The organism is Avibacterium endocarditidis (assembly GCF_002921145.1).
Taxonomy (GTDB): Bacteria; Pseudomonadota; Gammaproteobacteria; order Enterobacterales; family Pasteurellaceae; genus Avibacterium; species Avibacterium endocarditidis.
In genome coordinates, this window is sequence record NZ_PQVI01000097.1 from 1 (window position 1) to 15,829 (window position 15,829).

Sequence of the window (15,829 nt, forward strand, 5' to 3'; positions counted from 1 at the left end):
AAAACCAACCGCACTTTGTGTTTGAGGCATTTCACTTTTTGCTTTGCCTTCCGCTTTTGCCAGTTCAGACACCACGATAAGGCGTTGCAGTGTTTTGCTGAAAATCACACGAAAATTATGTTTATTCATAAGAAAATCCTCGTTTAAGCCTAATGCACTAAATTAAAAGGTTAAGCCGATATTAAAGCCTGTTACGCTATGCGATGTTTTAAAACCACGCGGTTTGCTTAATGGGCGTCCAATAAACACATCATAATAAAAGTGCGTCCAACCTCCGCGTAGTCCGAGTGCCGTACCCATCAAGTGATGACCAAGACGCATTTCTTCATCACGTCCCATTACCCTGCCGCCATCAAGTGCTAGATATAGCCAATGCCCCTTATTCGCCACATTCCAACTAAGCTCATTACGCCATAGCCAACCGCGTTCCCCTGATAAGGTGAGTTCACCGTCAAAACCTCGCACCGTATAACGTCCGCCAATGCTTAATCTATCTTGCTGAATAAGCGTTGTTTTATTCCATTGTGCTGACCAATCAGTGTTAAATGCCCAAGCCTGCTTGCCAATGTGGAAAGGATAATTAAATTCAAGCGATGCAGTGAGGATTTTTGGGCGAGATGTGCCTTCTCCCCAATATTCTTCAGGAGCTTTCATAGAGCCGCGTACGCCCGTTCCCCATTTAAATCCTGCAGAAAGTTTCAGTGTTGCTGCCTTAATATATTCAATATGGCTCAAGTTGATTTGCCAACCTGCCATTCGGCGGCGTTGAACATCAATTTCAGCGTCATCAATGTAGTTTTTCGAATGGCGAGACCAAAAGCCACCTGAGATTGTGGTTTTTCGTACCGCATCACGATAAAGCAAATAGGAGAGATTCAAATTGGTTGTTTCACTCTGTCCAGAATAGAGATAGTTATTATTAAAAGCAGCGAAAACCTCTTGATGGTAATTTGTTTTATACAGTGAGGCAGAGAAGGCCCAGTAGCCAAAAAGCACAGAATAATAGAAACCATAATTTCTTGTGGCACGACGCCCGTCATCGTCCGTATGGCGTTTTATGCTATGTGTGAAGGTGGTATAAAATAAATCGTTGGCAGAAAACAAGTTATCCCACGAAAGCGTTGCTGAGCCTTGCCATTTTCCGGTGGATTTTGAACCTGAATCATCTAAATTTACGCTTAACCGGAAAGGAAAACGCTGTTGATAGGTAATTTTAATATCGCTCTCACCAAGCTGAGCACTGTTATCGGCGGGAAGGATTTCAATGTTGGCATCCGCCGTTGGCACACGCTTGAGATTTTCCAACGATTGTTCAATATCACGGAGATTAATTAAATCCCCCTGTTTAAATGCCAATGCGGTTTTTGCGGTAAGTTTACTAAACCAAGGAATGCGACTTGCATCAGCAATAATGGTATGGCGAACTTGCCCTGGAATAACCGTTAAAGAAAATATGCCTTGCGTTAAATCTTGTTCACTCGCCACCACTCTGGTTGTGATATAGCCTTGCTCAATCACATTATTTTGCATCTGTTTCATTAAAATGCCTAATCCTTGAGCCCCGAAACAATGTGGCAATTTGAGGTTTAATTGTGTGATGGCTTTATTTAATGCCCATTGAAATTGGCTCGATTTCACGGTGTTATCAGCGGAATAATCTACAATGGAAAGGTGTTGAATGGGATAACAAGGAGATTCATTTAAGGGAAGTGCGGTAGGTTTTTCTGAAGAAATTTCCATTCTTACATCAGCATCTGAACGAAGCCGTTCGTTTTGCTGTTGGATTTGCTCCTTTTGGCGTTGTTGCTGTTGAGCATCAATACGGTTTAATTCTGGAGAAGGTCGTTCTACCGCAGATAATAATGACGAGAAACTGCAAAACCAAATCAATACCGCTATCTTTTTCATATATAGCCCTACAAAAATTAAGAAACCGTAAAAATCAAGAATAAATTATATTTTAATTTTAGGGGCTGTAGTAGATTAGCAACAATGCTATACTACAAAAATGAAGATAACACATTGTAAATTAAAGAAATCCATACAGAAAAAACTGCTGGAGTTTTTTATCGCAGAAGTTACTGCAAGAACGGCAGCAAATTTGCTAGATATTCAACCTAATACAGCCGCTTTGTTCTACCATAAAATCAGGCTTGTGATTGACTATCATTTATCCCTTGAAGTTAACGAGATTTTTGAGGGAGAAATTGAACTAGACGAAAGCTATTTTGGTGGTCATCGCAAGGGAAAACGTGGGCGAGGAGCAGCTGGAAAAGTTGCTGTTTTTGGGTGACTAAAACGACAAGGAAAGGTATTTACTGTTGTGGTCGAAAACACAAAGAGTGACACATTACTCCCTGTAATTAAAAGAAAAATCAAGCCTGATAGCTGGGTTTATACGGACACTTATCGCAGTTATGATGCTCTTGATGTGAGTGAATTTCACCACGAACGAATCAATCATTCCGAGCTATTTGTGGTGAAACAAAATCATATTAATGGCATTGAAAATTTTTGGAATCAGGCGAAGCGGATACTGCGAAAATATAATGGAATTAACCGAAAAAACTTTCCTTTATTCTTGAAGGAATGTGAATTTCGGTTTAACTTTGGGCCACCAAAAGAGCAGTTAAAAATATTGCGAAAATGGTGTGAAATTTAGGGCTAATCTACTACAGCCCCTAATTTTAAATAGTTTATTCGAAAGTGAATAAAAAGTGAAGTGAGTTGATAAAATCAGAAACTATATAGTTAGTTTATTCAAGAATGCCTAATCCGGTATTAGGGGGATTTATCGCGAATCAACTGATTTCCAAAGAAACCTTTGATTGGCTAGCAAACTATCCCGACGTATTTTCTGCATTAATGTATGCTATGGCAGGACATTATGATAAAGCGAGTGTATTAGCTGAAATTGTGCAAAAAGCAGATCAAAACAGTGTTGCTCTCGCTCTTGGCGGTGATATTACTAAACTTGTCCAAAAACCACTAATTTCTTTTGCAAAACAACTTGTTTTAGCCTTACGTTATTTAGTTTCACAAATTCAAATCAGCGCTAAAGGTCCAGGAGATGGCTGGCTTACTGAAGAAGGGCTATGGCTAATGAGTAAAAGTGGTGAATATCTCCTCTGCTGAAGCTGGAACAACAACGATATTAAAATCTGAGCCAGAGAATCTGAATACGCACATCGACATTGAAGCAAATTCTATTCCAGAGCCTCCAATATCTCCAACAAACAACGACTCGAATTTCAAATCCGAAGGGCAGAAATTTGTGGAGTGGATAAAAATAAACTGTTAAATAATAAACTCACCTTTAATGATCGCACGGCAAAAGTTCATATTGTTAATGATTGTTTATTTATTGTTAGCCCAAGTTCCTTTGAGCTCTACTTACAAGAAAAGGGGGAGTATTTTTATGAAGAAAGTATAAATAATTTACAATATGAATTTCAAGCACTCGGCTTGCATAGAAAGCGAGTCATCAAAGATGATAGCGTAAACTTTTGGCGTTGTTATGTGATTTACCCAAATGAAATTACGCGTACTCATTTACTTAATTGGCGTAATACCGTTGTAGGGGAAGGGATTAAACCAATCACTTGGAATAGTTATTTACGGAATTTAAAATGTCTTTATAAATTTGGGATTGAACAAAAATTATTGGATTATAAAGAAAATCCATGTAATAAATTATTTTTATGGACAGGTAAAGCAAAAAGAAAAACGCTTACGGACTGCCAATTACAAAAATTAGAACTTTTTTCTTAGTAGTGAAGAAAGTTTGCTAGAGGTATTGAATCCCCAATGGTTTATCCCGGCATTAGTTAATACATTTCGTTTTACTGGGATTCTCCGAGCCCAATTACTTCGTTTGAAAATCGGTGATATTGATTTATATCAGAAAGTTATTCATATTTCTCCAGAGTTCAATAAAAACCATGAATATCATTGTATTCCTATTTCTGAAAGATTATTACCCTATATTGAAAGATTAATTATTGAGTTGAGGAAATGTAGCCAGACTTCTCATTCTCAGTTATTTAATATTAATATATTTTGTAAAACTCGATATAAAGGACAAGTTACAACAGAGTATCAAATTAGCCATCTCTTTCGAGTGATTTCAAGTAAACTGGGAGTTCAATTTTCCCCTCATCGTTTATTGATAAGAAACCTTGTCCTTTATTATGAAAAGAATGTGAATCTCACTTTAGAGAGCCAAAAAGAGCAGCTAAAAACACTGCAACTTTAGTGTAAAATGTAAGACTAAGCTAATACTATCCCCAAAATTTTTCCACCACACTTATTTTTATACTTTATCCTTAAACTGCTTTCCTTTACTAATCCCTCCTAACCCCTTACAATACCTCAAAATTTTCTCGGTATAACGCAATGAAATTCTTAAAAACTCTTTTTATTCCTTTATTTATCAGCTTGTTGCTAGCAGGCTGCGCCCTCGATATTGATGATAACCGCCCAGCCAATGTGCAATATATAGAAAAAAACGACCGCACTTGGCAGCAACATTTACAACAAATTCAACAAATTAGTGCTTATCAAGCAGAAGGACAAATTGGCTATATCAGCGCCAAACAGCGTTTTTCTACCGCCTTTGATTGGCAATATCAAAATCCGAAAGCCTATACACTGGTGCTTTCTTCTGCCTTAAGTAGTTCCAAACTCATCTTTAAAATGCACGCGCAAGGTTTAACCATTTCAGATGAAAAAGGACGCCAGCGCTCAGCTAAAGATGCCCAAGCGTTATTACGCGAAATTATCGGTATGGATATACCACTCACCCAGCTAGCCACTTGGCTAAAAGGTGAACCAAACAATCAACAGGATTACAATGTGGGTAAGAACCATTTGCTCGCCAACTTTACTTATGCCGTCAATGGTGAGCAATGGACGGTGGATTACTTGAATTATCACCAAGACCGCTCGCCTGCCCTACCACGGGATATTTTGCTAAAAAATGACGCACAAACCCTGAAAATTCGTGTTAATCATTGGAAATACTAATGAAAAATTATTTTCCACCGCACTTTTTGTTCCGCCGAAAAATGGACGCTACCGTTTTCCTAGCCCAGCAAAATTAAATTTGTTTCTTTATATTAATGGGCGCTTGGAAAATGGTTACCACGAATTGCAGACCTTATTCCAATTTTTGGATTTTGGCGATTGGCTAGAAATTGGCGTTAGGGACGATTCACAAATTATTCTTTCCCCAGAAATTCCCCATTTAAAACAAGAAGATAACCTAATTTATCGCGCAGCGCGTTTACTCCAACAGCGCACGGGATGCCAGCTAGGAGCGAATATTCATTTAGATAAAATCTTGCCTATGGGCGGTGGCGTTGGCGGTGGCTCATCAAATGCGGCTACCACACTTGTTGCTCTTAATGCTTTGTGGAAAACGCAATGTTCCCTTGAAGAGTTGGCTCAGTTAGGATTACAGCTGGGCGCTGACGTGCCTATTTTCGTCCACGGCAAAGCGGCGTTTGCAGAAGGCGTGGGAGAAAAAATTCACTATTGTAATCCTGCTGAAAAATGGTACGTAGTGCTAAAACCTGAAGTTTCCATTTCAACCGGCGTCATTTTTCAAGATCCTAATTTGCCGCGCAATACCCCGAAAAGACCACTTTCACAACTTTTAGCTGAAAATTATACAAACGATTGCGAAAAAATTGTGCGAGATCATTATCCAGAGGTTGAAGAACTGCTGGGCTGGTTGTTACAATATGCCCCCGCAAGATTAACGGGAACAGGGGCTTGTGTTTTCGCAGAATTTGACGATGCTCAATCTGCTCAAGCAGTATTTCTAAATAAGCCAAAAGACTGTTTTGGTTTTGTTGCAAAAGGGCTAAATGTTTCGCCATTACATCAAATGATGGAGCATTTATTCCAATGAGATCAATATGTTACACATTCTTCCATCTAAAATTCTGAGGTTAATTTTACAATGCCTGACATAAAACTTTTCGCTGGTAATGCAACGCCAGAACTAGCAAAACGAATTTCTGAACGCTTATACCTCTCGCTTGGTGATGCCACTGTGGGACGTTTTAGTGATGGGGAAATTCAAGTGCAGATCAATGAAAACGTGCGTGGTAGCGATGTTTTCATTATCCAATCAACCTGCGCACCAACAAATGACAACCTAATGGAATTACTTGTGATGGTTGATGCTTTACGCCGTGCATCAGCAGGTCGTATCACTGCGGTAATCCCTTATTTCGGCTATGCTCGCCAAGATCGCCGTGTGCGCTCTGCGCGTGTGCCTATCACCGCAAAAGTGGTGGCGGATTTCTTATCAAGCGTAGGGGTAGATCGTGTTTTAACCTGTGATCTTCACGCTGAGCAAATTCAAGGATTCTTTGATGTTCCTGTGGATAACGTATTTGGTTCGCCAGTATTAATTCACGATATTTTAAAGAAAACTGATCTTGAAAATCCAATCGTGGTTTCACCTGATATTGGTGGTGTGGTTCGCGCCCGTGCGGTGGCAAAATTACTCAACGATACCGATATGGCAATTATTGATAAACGCCGTCCAAAAGCCAATGTCGCACAGGTTATGCATATTATTGGGGATGTAGCTGGACGTGATTGTATTCTCGTTGATGATATGATCGATACAGGCGGAACACTATGCAAAGCCGCAGAAGCATTAAAAGAACGTGGCGCAAGACGCGTTTTTGCTTATGCAACTCACGCCGTATTCTCAGGCTCAGCGGCAAAAAGTCTTGCCAGCGATGCTCTTGATGAAATCGTGGTAACCGACACTATTCCACTTAGCCCAGAAATCAAAGCCTTGGGTAAAGTGCGTGTGCTTACACTTTCAAGTATGCTTGCCGAAGCGATTCGTCGTATCAGTAACGAAGAATCAATCTCTGCAATGTTTAGCTAATTGCTATAAAATGATAAAACAAAAAGCTGATTACATTGTAATCAGCTTTTTTCAATAAGTATCTCAACACTCAAAAATTGATATTATGATCACTCTTTGGTTGAGCTAACCTTGATAATGCCCCACGCCGAGTTCATCTTCTTTGCGCGTGCGGTTAATCACCGCTTGTGGCGATTGCACTACACGAAGTCCCATTTGATCTTCGGTACGCACCACATCACCACGCAAGGAGTTGGTGAACACATCAGTGATTTTAATATCCACAAATTTGCCGATCATATCTGGCGTTCCCACAAAGTTTACGATACGGTTGGTTTCCGTGCGGCCGGTGAGTTCCATTAAATCTTTCTTCGATGGCCCTTCCACTAACACGCGCTGCTCTGTGCCAAGCATTGCACGGCTAAATTGTGCCGCTTGGTTGTTAATGCGTTGTTGTAGCACATATAAACGCTGTTTTTTCTCGTCTTCGCTCACATCATCAGGAATATCTGCCGCAGGCGTTCCCGGACGAGCAGAATAGATGAAGCTAAAGCTCATATCGAAATTTACTTGTGCGATCAGGTTCATCGTATCTTCAAAATCTTGCTCCGTTTCCCCAGGGAAACCAACGATAAAATCAGAGCTGATTTGAATATCAGGGCGCACTTTGCGTAATTTGCGAATAATGGATTTATATTCCAACGCCGTATGGCCGCGCTTCATTAAATTCAAAATACGATCAGAACCACTTTGCACTGGCAAGTGTAAGAAACTGACTAATTCTGGCGTGTCCGCATACACATCAATAATGTCATCAGTAAATTCAATTGGGTGGCTGGTGGTGAAACGAACACGGTCGATACCATCAATCGCTGCCACTAAACGCAATAATTCAGAGAAAGAACAAATACCGCCATCGTGGGTTGGGCCGCGATAAGCATTCACGTTTTGCCCTAATAAATTCACTTCACGCACGCCTTGTTCTGCCAGCTGTGCGATTTCAAACAGTACATCATCAAGAGGACGGCTCACTTCTTCGCCACGGGTGTAAGGCACTACACAGAAAGTACAATATTTATTACAGCCTTCCATAATTGATACGAACGCCGTTGGGCCTTCTGCGCGCGGTTCTGGCAAGCGGTCAAATTTCTCAATTTCAGGGAAACTGACGTCCACCACGGAACTTTTACCGCCACGGATCTGGTTGATCATTTCAGGCAAGCGGTGCAAGGTTTGCGGGCCGAAGACAATATCCACATAAGGTGCGCGGCTACGAATATGCTCACCCTCTTGTGATGCCACACAACCGCCCACGCCAATCACTAAACTGGGATTGGTTTTCTTTAATTCTTTCCAACGCCCTAATTGATGGAACACTTTTTCTTGCGCTTTTTCACGAATAGAGCAAGTGTTCAACAACAACACGTCCGCTTCTTCTGGAATATCCGTTAATTCCAAGCCGTGCGTGCTGTTTAATAAATCTGCCATTTTTGAGCTGTCATACTCGTTCATTTGACAGCCCCACGTTTTAATATGTAATTTTTGCGTCATAATTTGCTTTAAATCGTTTAACCTGTAAAAATCGACTGGCTATTTTACCGACTTGTGCTGGTGGTGGCTAGTTAAAATAATCTTTTCTTTTGAATTTTACTCATAAAAGGTAAACTAGCAGGCAGTGAAAAATGCAAGTGCGGTATAAAAATTAGCAAAAAAATCACCGCACTTTTCGGATAAAAAGAGGCAAAAATGAATGCACAACGCGATGTAATCATTGTTGGCGGCGGAATGGTTGGTGCGGCTTGTGCCGTAGGGTTGGGGCAATTAGGGCTAAACGTGCAAGTGATTGAAGGCGCGCCATTACCCACTTTTCAGGAAAATTCCCCTTATGATTTGCGCATTTCCGCCATTAGCCTTGCTTCTGTCCAATTACTGCAACAATTACAAAGTTGGAAATATATCGAACAAATGCGCATTTGCCCCTATCGCGCCTTAGAAACTTGGGAAATTGACGGCTTTTCCACTTACTTTCATTGCAAAGAGTTAGATCATTCCGAACTCGGTTATATGGTGGAAAACAACGTGATCCAACTTGGCTTATGGCAAGCCTTGTCCCAGTTAGACAATGTGCAAAGTAGTATCGACGTGAAAGTGCAACGTGCAGAAAAGTGCGGTGAAAATTGGCAGATTTTTTTAACCAATGGTGAACAATATTCCACCCCATTAGTCATCGCCGCAGACGGTGCAAATTCGCAACTGCGCCAAATTGCCGGCATTGGCGTAACAGGCTGGCAATATCGCCAAGATTGTTTATTAATTTTGGTGGACACCGAATTACCACAACAAGACATCACTTGGCAGCAATTTTTCCCATCTGGCCCAAGAGCTTTTTTACCCCTTGAAGGGCAACAGGCTTGCCTTGTGTGGTATGACAGCCCAGAAAAAATCACTCAACTGAAACAATTATCCAAAGAAAAATTAGCCCACACTATTGAGCAATCTTTCCCTGCAAGATTAGGTCAAGTTAAGGTGCAAAAAGCAGGCAGTTTTACCCTCACCCGCCGCCACGCTCAGCAATATTATCATCAAGGCATTGTGCTAGTGGGCGATGCCGCTCATACCATTAATCCATTGGCAGGGCAAGGTGTAAACTTAGGTTTTAAAGACGTAAAAGCGCTGTTGCAAGTGATCGAAAGTGCGGTGAAAAATCAACAAAATTTTGCTTCTGATGAGGTACTAAAAAAATACCAAGCCTTGCGTCAAAAAGACAATTTACTAATGCAATCGGCAATGGATTTATTCTACAAAGGCTTTAAAACAGAATTGTTGCCCGTCAAAATCGCCCGCAACGCTGCCCTTTTATTAGCATCCAAAGCCACACCGTTGAAAAACAAGCATTGAAGTATGCGTTGGGGTTATAGTAAGTAAGGAGCAAGTAACTATAAAAATGCGGTGAAAAATCACCGCACTTAGTTATTTGCTCTTTCCTCAGCTAATAGCCCTCCCCGAGCATATTCGGTAGAAATGTAGCTTGCTGGATACGTTTCACTCGGGTTTCAATGCGTCCATCATTGTAAAGCTCAATTTCACGCCAACCAGGTTGTAATGTGTCCAAAGCGAAGCTGTTGCTATCAGGTTTAAATTGAATGCAGGTGGACGGCGTTGCCATCACTTTGTAGCCCTTCCATTCGCTATCCACAGCTTGGTGGATATGTCCATATAAAATGCCTTTCACATTGTTAAATGGTGATAAGGTATAGGCTAAATCTAACGCATTGCGTAAATTATGCTGATCTAGCCAAGCAGAGTTCGTAGATAAGATATGGTGATGCAACACCACCAAAGAATAGCGCTCTGGATAATCTTTCAGTTTAGATAACAGCCAATCAATCTGATATTGTCCGAGCTGTCCGTGAGGTACGCCAAAAACTTGGCTATCAAGCATTAAAATCTGCCAGTGTTCACCAATTAAAAGATGTTTAAGCGGATTAATATTGCCGTTATTATGATTAAGAATATCAAACATCTTAGGTTGAAAATCGTGATTTCCGGGGATCCAAAACACCATTTTCTCTAAGCACTGCACTGTTTCGCAAAAACGTAAATACCCTTCACTGCTACTGTCTTGCACCAAGTCCCCTGTGGCAAGAACCAACTCATAATCAAAATCACTTTGTTTAATTTCACTTAAAACTTGGTTGAAGCTGGCTTGGGTGTTGATACCAAGCAATTCACCGTTTTCGTCCTTAAACAAATGAGGATCTGTAATCTGCACCAAACGTACAACGTCATTGTCCGTTGGATATGTATAAGTATTGACCAAAGTACGCTCTCCTCCTGTTATATTTATTATTAATTTTTGTTATACGTTACGAATTTGAAAAAAAATTGCATTAGGTAAATCTAAAAAATGCTAGCGGGATCAAAGTTTACGCCAAATTTTCTATTAAAAATTCGATCCAGTTCACATTTTTGACCATTCCTTTTGTAAAGAAAGGTAATTTAATTGTAGCCACAGCAAACCTGTTACCGCTAAGCCATTATCAATCTTGCCATTGCAAACCCATTCGTAAGCAGTTTGACGCGGGATAACGTGAACGCGAATGTCTTCATTTTCATCGGCCAAGCCGTGAATACCCTGTGCTTTTTGGCTATCTACTTTGCCGACAAATAAATGAATGCGTTCCACAATGCCCCCTGGACTATCCCAAAAGCTCATCACTTCACGCAAATGTTCTACTTGTACGCCTGCTTCCTCTTGGCTTTCACGCTGCGCCACCTCATCGGGCTGCTCGCCTTCTTCCACCATACCTGCGATCAGTTCTAACAACCAAGGGGATTGGCTAAGCTGCGGGTTATAAGCACCGATGCGCACCTGTTCTACCATCACCACGCTATCGGCATCAGGATCATAAGCCACCACCACAGAAGCTGCGCCTTTCACCAGCAATTCACGGGTTACTACACCGCTTTCACCGCCAGCAAACAGCTTATGTTTAAAATAGACTTTCTTTAAATTAAAAAAACCGTTATAAAGCGGTTCTTCCTTGATAATTTCAATATCCTGTTGAGTAAATTGCTGTAAGTCGGACATCATTTTTCCTCGCATAAAATTTTGCTAAGAATACGCCAGTTTTTTACAAAAAAAAATGTAATTTTTCTGTTCTTTGTTGAAAAATTTGACCTTGTTCACAAAACCTATGAAAAATCGGCTAACTTTTCTTCAGGCGATCTGAGCTAACCAAGAATAGCGCAATCACCATTAGCAAAATCGATCCAGAAAAGAGCAAAGTATTTACTGGGCTGGAATGATCCACAATGATTAAGCGCACCATTGCAGTAATCCCAATATATAAAAAATAACGCAGAGGAAAGTGATAATCAGTTTTAAAGTATTTCACAATCAAGGCTAAAAACTCAAAATAAAGGAAATACACCACAATTTTTTCCACCAACAGATAAGAGGCCTCTTTTGATTGCTCAAATAGCACAAGGGCTAGACCATAAGTTTCTTTCGCTAAAAACACGACCAAAATCAGTGCAAGCACTAAGAGAGAAATATTCAGCACCCATTGTAATAATGCAGAGATACTTTGTGGAAAAAAACGTTTTTCACTCATTTTATTTTCCTTCTAAATAAAAAATCGTTCAAAAATTTCAGGCAATTGCTTGATTAATGTTGCCTTGCCTGCTACATCTTGATCTTGCCAAGCTTGCACTAAAATTTCAGGATTGAAATGCGAGCGAGCAAGCTCAGCCATTGGTAAATAACTAATATGCCAAGGCTCATAACCAATAGTTAGACGTTCTGGCATTTGTGCAAAAGGGAAGTAAAAATCAAACTTTTGCACATTTTCTTTTAGCCATTCACTCAGCTCAAAAAAATAGCCTTTCTCACCATATTCCCAAGGCTCAAGTTGTAATTTTTGATCTGCTGGCAATAAATCAGGATCAAAAATATCCACTTCCGTTCCCCAGTGATGACGGCTTCCCCCCGGCAAGGCTGACCAACGCAAAATCGCTTGGCATTTTTCCCAATCAGAACAACAAGATAAGTCAAGTGCTTGTCCTTCATCATTATGTACTTTACGCTTGCCCGCAAATTTCTCATTCCAAATCATTTGCTGACGCTGGAAATCTCGAAAGCTACTCGCAGGCTGTAAATTGAAGCCATTTTTGACCGCACTTTGCTGTAAGCCTTGAAAGGCTTTTAAGGCATCTGGCTGAAGAAAATGTTGTGTTGAGAACGGGCAAGGCAAAGGGGATAAATGCTCACGCGATTTTCCCGTGAGCATTGCAGGTGTAAAACTCACTTTCATTATGCGTCCTTATTCAGCAAATTCACTAACATTTGCTGATAAACGTCGCCCAAAGTGGCGAGATCTTGACAACTTACGCATTCATTCACTTTATGAATGGTGGCATTTAATGGCCCAAGTTCCACCACTTCAGCCCCCATTAAAGCAATAAAACGTCCGTCTGACGTGCCACCACCCGTTTCAAGTGCGGGAGTAATTTTGGCAATTTCTTCAAGACTATCCACCACGGCATTCACCAGTTTACCTGGTTTTGTTAAAAATGGCTTGCCCGATAAATTCCATTCAATGCGATAATCAAGCTGATGTTTTTTCAGCATTTGTTCTACGGTTTGCTTGATTAGCTCGTCTGTTACTTCGGTGCAATAACGCAAATTAAACTGCACATAAAGCTCCCCAGGGATTACATTATTACTGCCTGTACCAGCTTGAATATTAGCAATCTGCAAACTGGTTGGCGGGAAGAATTCATTGCCCTGATCCCATTGGTAAGTGGTTAATTCTTTTAGGAAATCAACGGATTTATGAACAGGATTATCGGCTAAATGTGGGTAAGCAACGTGGCCTTGCACGCCTTGAATATGCAGATTGCCTGTAATGGAACCACGGCGGCCATTTTTCACAACATCGCCTAATTTCTCAGCACTTGAAGGCTCGCCAACCAAACAATAATCAATCGGCTCACCGCGTGCCATTAAGGTTTCCACTACCCGCACTGTGCCATCTTTTGCCGCAGCTTCTTCATCGGAAGTAATGAGCAAGGCAATCGTCCCTGCGTGATTTGGGTTAGCTTTCACATAATTTTCTGCCGCCACAACCATTGCCGCTAGCGAGCCTTTCATATCCGCCGCACCACGGCCATACAACATATCATCGACAATTTGGGCTGAAAACGGAGGATATTGCCATTGGCTCTCATCGCCCACTGGCACAACATCGGTATGCCCTGCAAAAGCCACCACTGGGCCTGTTGAGCCGCGCTTCGCCCATAAATTTAACGTATCATTAAAAGGCAACCACTCAATTTGAAACCCGAGTTTTTCTAAACGATCGGCAATTAGTTTTTGACAGCCTTGATCATCAGGGCTAATCGAAGGACGTTGGATCAGCTGTTGCGCTAAGGTAACGATTGTTTCTTTCATTGCTTAACCTTTCTTACTTACCAAAAGCTTCATCGTATGCCGTGGCATCAAAGCCGATTAACGCAATGTTCTCTTGTAAAATAATTGGGCGTTTAATCAACGTTGGCTGTTCAAATAACACCTCAAGTGCGGTGCTTTTTGACAACGTTTTTTTTCACTTCATCAGGCAAATTACGCCATGTCGTGCTACGCTTATTCACCAAATTTTCCCAGCCAAACTGAGCTTCCGCTTGTGCTAACCAAGCCTTATCCAGCCCGTCCACACGGTAATCGTGCAAACGATGTTCAATGCCATTATCCGCCAACCATTTCAACGCTTTTTTCACCGTATCGCAATTTTTAATACCGTAAAGAGTAATCATTTTTTGTCCTTTTTATTTTCTAATGTTTCGGGCGGACACACAGGTCCGCCCCTATATATTCATTATACTGATATAAAATTTATCTAAATGCTCCGTAGGGTGGGTTTCAGCCCACCAAAGGGAGAAATCTCATTAAATGGTGGGCTAAAGCCCACCCTACTTCACTATGCGTCCGCCCTTTTTACAAAATTATTTCTTCAACAAATACGCCTTTAACGTTGCAAAATCATTATCCATTTCATCTGAAAGCAATGGCAATTTGTTGTGTTTATCCAAGGCTTCAGGTAAAGGTAATTCCGTTGATAAAATTCGCTCGACGCTTTCTTTGAATTTTGCAGGGTGAGCAGTGCAAAGGAATAATCCTGTTTCGCCAGCTTGTAAATCTTGTTTTAACACGCCGTAGGCGATCGCACCGTGCGGTTCGCATAGATAGCCTTGCTCGTTCATTGCTTGCAAGGTGTGTTCAGTTTGCTCATCACTCATTGCGGCGGAATGAAGCTCTGACAATGCCCAGCCGTTGCGTTTGAAGAGTTCTTCTACACGAGGCCAGTTATTTGGGCGGCTAACGTCCATTGCGTTTGATAAGGTTGCCACGGTGTCATTTGGCGCCCATTCGCCTGTGCTTAAATAACGTGGCACGGTATCGTTCGCGTTGGTTGCGGCGATAAAACGTTTAATCGGTAAGCCCATTGTTTTGGCAATTAACCCTGCGGTGAGATTACCAAAGTTACCGCTTGGCACAGAAACCACAATGTTTTCACGCTCTGCTTTTGGCAGTTGTGCTACCGCTTCAAAATAATAACAAACCTGTGCTAATAAACGGCTGATATTAATAGAGTTAGCTGAATTTAAACCAATCGCTTGGCGAAGTTCCGCATCATCAAACGCCTGTTTAACCAAGGCTTGGCAATCGTCAAAATCGCCGTTAATGGCAACAGTACGGATATTCCCACCTAGGGTACAGAATAATTTTTCTTGTAATGGGCTGATTTTGCCTTTTGGATATAAAATCACCACATCAATATTTTCTAAACCATAGAATGCGTGTGCCACTGCTGCGCCAGTATCCCCTGATGTTGCCGTTAAAATGGTGATTTTTCCATCGCCACGCACGGCAGCAAGGGCTTGCGCCATAAAGCGTCCGCCAAAATCTTTAAAGGCAAGAGTTGGGCCGTGGAATAATTCTAAGGCGTAAATATGATCTGCCACTTTTTCTACTGGTGCAGGGAATGTAAAGGCATTTTTTACCAGTTGAGCCAGTTTATCCGCTGGAATTTCATCACCAATTAATGCCCCTAGGATTTTCTCGCTACGCTCAACCAAAGGTAGTTCAAGCAAGGCATCAATGTTATCTAAGTGCGGGATAATTTCAGGGAAAAATAGCCCTTGATCTTTGCCTAGCCCTTGGCGTACTGCTTGGGCGAAATTTACTTGTTCTTCGGGGTGTTTGATGTTGTATAAATTCATAGTTGTTCCGTTTGGGGTTGGTTAATGTTCTTTGTTTAAAATTCTTTCATTTTTAATGATGTATAACGAGTTTCGCTCGTTGAGCGACCTGCTTTCTTTTGCTTGCTCAAAAGAAAGTAGGCAAAGAAAAAAGCACCCGATCAACCCGCTTTT

The 15,829-nt window shown here is 41.2% G+C and carries 14 protein-coding genes and 4 pseudogenes; 8 read left to right on the top strand and 10 right to left on the bottom strand.

Annotated elements, in window-relative coordinates:
* Nucleotides 1-129, bottom strand: a 129-nt coding sequence (locus C3Z13_RS07875; RefSeq protein WP_219827907.1) for an ESPR domain-containing protein, incomplete at its 3' end; no start/stop codon positions are given.
* A 33-nt stretch (nt 130-162) separates the two neighbouring features.
* Nucleotides 163-1,908: a ShlB/FhaC/HecB family hemolysin secretion/activation protein gene (locus C3Z13_RS07880; RefSeq protein WP_103855558.1), complete on the bottom strand. Its 1,746-nt coding sequence runs from the start codon at nt 1,906-1,908 to the stop codon at nt 163-165.
* Nucleotides 1,909-2,008: 100 nt separating this feature from the next.
* On the opposite strand from C3Z13_RS07880, the pseudogene C3Z13_RS07885 reads away from it, so the two are divergent.
* The 7 genes and pseudogenes from C3Z13_RS07885 to C3Z13_RS07910 all read left to right on the top strand — a co-directional run bounded on the left by C3Z13_RS07885 (nt 2,009) and on the right by C3Z13_RS07910 (nt 6,913).
* A pseudogene (locus tag C3Z13_RS07885) lies at nt 2,009-2,662 on the top strand (IS1595 family transposase).
* Nucleotides 2,663-2,772: 110 nt separating this feature from the next.
* Nucleotides 2,773-3,114, top strand: a pseudogene (locus C3Z13_RS07890) (TraI domain-containing protein); the annotation flags it as partial.
* Between the two features lie 165 nt (nt 3,115-3,279).
* Nucleotides 3,280-3,771: a conjugal transfer nickase/helicase domain-containing protein gene (locus tag C3Z13_RS12360; RefSeq protein WP_245872593.1), complete on the top strand. Its 492-nt coding sequence runs from the start codon at nt 3,280-3,282 to the stop codon at nt 3,769-3,771.
* Nucleotides 3,772-3,784: 13 nt separating this feature from the next.
* The gene (locus tag C3Z13_RS12365; protein WP_245872594.1) at nt 3,785-4,255 is read left to right on the top strand and encodes a site-specific integrase; all 471 of its coding nucleotides are present in this window, start codon (nt 3,785-3,787) and stop codon (nt 4,253-4,255) included.
* 140 nt (nt 4,256-4,395) lie between these two features.
* Nucleotides 4,396-5,025 (top strand): lipoprotein insertase outer membrane protein LolB, encoded by a 630-nt coding sequence (gene lolB, locus C3Z13_RS07900; RefSeq protein WP_103855560.1) that lies wholly within the window; start codon nt 4,396-4,398, stop codon nt 5,023-5,025.
* Nucleotides 5,012-5,914, top strand: a complete 903-nt coding sequence (gene ispE, locus C3Z13_RS07905) for a 4-(cytidine 5'-diphospho)-2-C-methyl-D-erythritol kinase (protein WP_103855569.1) — start codon at nt 5,012-5,014, stop codon at nt 5,912-5,914. The genes lolB and ispE overlap by 14 nt, the downstream gene beginning before the upstream one ends.
* A gap of 51 nt (nt 5,915-5,965) precedes the next feature.
* Nucleotides 5,966-6,913, top strand: coding sequence for a ribose-phosphate pyrophosphokinase (locus tag C3Z13_RS07910; RefSeq protein WP_103855561.1), 948 nt, complete (start codon nt 5,966-5,968; stop codon nt 6,911-6,913).
* A gap of 105 nt (nt 6,914-7,018) precedes the next feature.
* Here C3Z13_RS07910 and miaB read toward each other — a convergent pair whose 3' ends face one another.
* Nucleotides 7,019-8,443, bottom strand: coding sequence for a tRNA (N6-isopentenyl adenosine(37)-C2)-methylthiotransferase MiaB (gene miaB, locus C3Z13_RS07915; RefSeq protein WP_103855562.1), 1,425 nt, complete (start codon nt 8,441-8,443; stop codon nt 7,019-7,021).
* A 195-nt stretch (nt 8,444-8,638) separates the two neighbouring features.
* Here miaB and C3Z13_RS07920 point away from each other — a divergent pair.
* Nucleotides 8,639-9,810: pseudogene (locus C3Z13_RS07920) on the top strand (FAD-dependent monooxygenase).
* Between the two features lie 71 nt (nt 9,811-9,881).
* On the opposite strand, the gene cpdA reads toward C3Z13_RS07920, so the two are convergent.
* From cpdA to thrC, 7 genes and pseudogenes are all read right to left on the bottom strand, one after another.
* Nucleotides 9,882-10,712, bottom strand: a complete 831-nt coding sequence (cpdA, locus tag C3Z13_RS07925) for a 3',5'-cyclic-AMP phosphodiesterase (RefSeq protein WP_103855563.1) — start codon at nt 10,710-10,712, stop codon at nt 9,882-9,884.
* Nucleotides 10,713-10,853: 141 nt separating this feature from the next.
* Nucleotides 10,854-11,483, bottom strand: coding sequence for an ADP-ribose diphosphatase (nudF, locus tag C3Z13_RS07930; protein ID WP_103855564.1), 630 nt, complete (start codon nt 11,481-11,483; stop codon nt 10,854-10,856).
* 118 nt (nt 11,484-11,601) lie between these two features.
* The gene (psiE, locus tag C3Z13_RS07935) at nt 11,602-12,009 is read right to left on the bottom strand and encodes a phosphate-starvation-inducible protein PsiE (protein ID WP_103855565.1); all 408 of its coding nucleotides are present in this window, start codon (nt 12,007-12,009) and stop codon (nt 11,602-11,604) included.
* A gap of 12 nt (nt 12,010-12,021) precedes the next feature.
* Nucleotides 12,022-12,708: a M15 family metallopeptidase gene (locus C3Z13_RS07940; protein WP_103855566.1), complete on the bottom strand. Its 687-nt coding sequence runs from the start codon at nt 12,706-12,708 to the stop codon at nt 12,022-12,024.
* On the bottom strand, nt 12,708-13,847 hold the full coding sequence (dapE, locus tag C3Z13_RS07945; protein WP_103855567.1) for a succinyl-diaminopimelate desuccinylase: 1,140 nt from the start codon (nt 13,845-13,847) through the stop codon (nt 12,708-12,710). Before dapE ends, C3Z13_RS07940 begins: the two co-directional genes overlap by 1 nt.
* Nucleotides 13,848-13,860: 13 nt before the next feature.
* Nucleotides 13,861-14,209, bottom strand: a pseudogene (locus C3Z13_RS07950) (ArsC family reductase).
* A 189-nt stretch (nt 14,210-14,398) separates the two neighbouring features.
* Nucleotides 14,399-15,676 (bottom strand): threonine synthase, encoded by a 1,278-nt coding sequence (gene thrC, locus C3Z13_RS07955; protein ID WP_103855568.1) that lies wholly within the window; start codon nt 15,674-15,676, stop codon nt 14,399-14,401.
* Nucleotides 15,677-15,829: the final 153 nt, after the last annotated feature.

Bases quoted from the DNA above. Each gene is read 5' to 3' on its own strand.
- C3Z13_RS07880 (WP_103855558.1), bottom strand. From the start codon at position 1,908: ATGAAAAAGATAGCGGTATTGATTTGGTTTTGCAGTTTCTCGTCATTA.
- lolB (WP_103855560.1), top strand. From the start codon at position 4,396: ATGAAATTCTTAAAAACTCTTTTTATTCCTTTATTTATCAGCTTGTTG.
- C3Z13_RS07910 (WP_103855561.1), top strand. From the start codon at position 5,966: ATGCCTGACATAAAACTTTTCGCTGGTAATGCAACGCCAGAACTAGCA.
- miaB (WP_103855562.1), bottom strand. From the start codon at position 8,443: ATGACGCAAAAATTACATATTAAAACGTGGGGCTGTCAAATGAACGAG.
- nudF (WP_103855564.1), bottom strand. From the start codon at position 11,483: ATGTCCGACTTACAGCAATTTACTCAACAGGATATTGAAATTATCAAG.
- psiE (WP_103855565.1), bottom strand. From the start codon at position 12,009: ATGAGTGAAAAACGTTTTTTTCCACAAAGTATCTCTGCATTATTACAA.
- C3Z13_RS07940 (WP_103855566.1), bottom strand. From the start codon at position 12,708: ATGAAAGTGAGTTTTACACCTGCAATGCTCACGGGAAAATCGCGTGAG.
- dapE (WP_103855567.1), bottom strand. From the start codon at position 13,847: ATGAAAGAAACAATCGTTACCTTAGCGCAACAGCTGATCCAACGTCCT.
- thrC (WP_103855568.1), bottom strand. From the start codon at position 15,676: ATGAATTTATACAACATCAAACACCCCGAAGAACAAGTAAATTTCGCC.